Here is a 2209-nt window from a genome sequence, read left to right as displayed (position 1 = left end):
CGTCCCAGTGAAAAACTGTACGATTTCTAGTCCATTTGGTTTTCGTGGAGGAGAATTTCATCGAGGACTTGATTTAGCAGCACCACAAGGCGAACCAATCTATGCAAGTAAAGCAGGTGTGATTATTTAAAGGGACGGCAGATATCGGGTTTAATGCTACAAAACAGCTATTTTACTACGGATTAAAGCTCAGTCTATCAATTAATCATAAAGGATTTCCGATTGGATACGTCGTTTCAGCAGCGTCCATTCACGATATTCATATAGCTCCGGAATTAGTCAATCAAGCGCCTACTCCGCAAGTTTTGTCAGACAAAGGATACTTGAGTCAAGATTTAAAACGCTATTTTTCTGAACGTGGAATTGACTTTTGGACGCCAAGAAAAAGCAATTCAAAACAACCAAAGGTTGTGAACGAACACCTCTTAAAAAGACTTAGAAAGCGTATAGAGACAGTGTTTTCGAGTCTTTCTATCTTGCTTGGTAAAATCAAAAATCGATCTCTCGCTGGCTTTGAATCAAAGTTGGAAATTGTATTATTAACCTACAGTTTCATACTAGAACGTGCTCAGAAATTGGAAACTAACTCATTAAGATATTCTTTGGGACAGTTCTAAATTTAACTAGCACATCGGGTAGAATATATAGTAGTTTATAAAGTATTTTTCTTCTATTTCAAAAAACATGGATAAATTAGGGAAGATAGACCATCGATTACTTACTAGCTTTAGACATAGAGTGAAGCAAGTTGGCTTTGTTCATCCGATCGATCCAACCTGGCCATCGATAGTGAGCGCCACGATCAGAATGAATGATTGGATGTTCTTGACCTTGAAGGGTAGCTATTCCAGTATCTAGCATATTATTTACTAATTTTGCATCTGGCTTTGTTCCAATAGTCCAACTAACAATAGCACCATCGTAACAATCGACGGATACCCTAATTCTCGAATGGTTGCAGCATAAGAGCAATCATATTTTAAAAATAACTGACTTTCTATTAATATTCAAGCAATAGATACTAGCAAAGGGATAGAATATATATTTAATCAAAATACAATAATGAATCTAATCGAAGAAACATTATTATTAAAGATGGAGAGGGAGATATTAATGAAAAAAATAGGTAGAATAGTCATAATATTATTTTTAGGAGTTTTTATTTCAAATCAATTTTTTATTTGTATCAACGATTTTAGAAAAGATTCTCTTGTTTATGCGGAAGAAAACAGAAGTACGAGTTTAAACTGGAATTTTTTTGCTGGGGGACATTCAAGAATAACAACAATTAAATTTGAGGGAAATAAAGTGATTGGAACGTCTAATTCAGGAGGATATTCCGAATATTACTGTCAATTGAAGGTGACTGTCACAGGAGCTGATGGCAAAATTCGATGGACAAGAAATTTGACGAATCAAAGCACATTTGAAATGGGTGAATTACAGGAAAATGATACTATAACCATTTCTCCTATTGTAATGAATGGAATTACATCATATGATATAACGGGGCAACCTATAATTTGTCTTTCTACTGATGATTTAAATTTAAATAATAATAAAAGTTTATCACTGAAATTTAAAAATGGATTTGTTACAAGAGTAGAAGGGACAGGAACGGCCCAAGTAACATACAACGTAAATACGATGACACCAGATGATCCAACAAGCAATCCAGAATACACAGTGCTTATTCCGCTAAAATATGAATTAACAGATGCACAAAAAGTAGCGGCAGGAAAGATTGAATTAAAAGATGCCAAAGATATATCGAAAAATTACGTTGGAGAGAAATCAGTGAAAGTAACTGTGACTTCAGCGAATGGATTTAAATTTAACAATGGTGGCGAGTATAAATTAATTGATGGAACAAAGAACGATATTCCAGCGGAAATTACACTAGATAAAATCACTTCTTCTTCAGTGGTAAATGCGTTCTTGACAAAAGAAGGTCAGAAAACAGCTGCTGCAGATATGTTAACTTTTAATTACAGACTGTAGACAAAAAGGAGTGGCTTAATTGGGCTATTTGTCAAATCGGACTGATAAGGTCATCTATGAACATCAAAGTTAGTAAAAGTTACTAGCTTTGATGTTTTTTTATGTGTAGCTGATTAACCCGTTGATTAGAAAAATCCGCAAGCGCATATTGGTAAAACTTCGAAATCCATAAGCGATTCGTTTTAACGTTTTGATATGCGTGTGAAGA

The 2209-nt window shown here is 34.4% G+C and carries 2 protein-coding genes and 1 pseudogene; 1 reads left to right on the top strand and 2 read right to left on the bottom strand.

The window, feature by feature from the left end:
• Window positions 1–726: 726 nt before the first annotated feature.
• A pseudogene (locus tag G7Y42_RS14930) lies at window positions 727–933 on the bottom strand (DDE-type integrase/transposase/recombinase); the annotation flags it as partial.
• A gap of 180 nt (window positions 934–1113) precedes the next feature.
• Here G7Y42_RS14930 and G7Y42_RS14795 point away from each other — a divergent pair.
• Window positions 1114–2001: a hypothetical protein gene (locus G7Y42_RS14795; RefSeq protein WP_165007688.1), complete on the top strand. Its 888-nt coding sequence runs from the start codon at window positions 1114–1116 to the stop codon at window positions 1999–2001.
• Window positions 2002–2100: 99 nt separating this feature from the next.
• Here G7Y42_RS14795 and G7Y42_RS14790 read toward each other — a convergent pair.
• A partial coding sequence (locus G7Y42_RS14790; RefSeq protein ID WP_165007723.1) for a transposase occupies window positions 2101–2209 on the bottom strand: 109 nt, incomplete at its 5' end.

The organism is Enterococcus sp. ZJ1622, assembly GCF_011038845.1.
Classification (GTDB): Bacteria; Bacillota; Bacilli; order Lactobacillales; family Enterococcaceae; genus Enterococcus_B.
This window is presented reverse-complemented; position numbering and strand designations above follow the sequence as displayed.

Bases quoted from the DNA above. Each gene is read 5' to 3' on its own strand.
- G7Y42_RS14795 (WP_165007688.1), top strand. From the start codon at position 1,114: ATGAAAAAAATAGGTAGAATAGTCATAATATTATTTTTAGGAGTTTTT.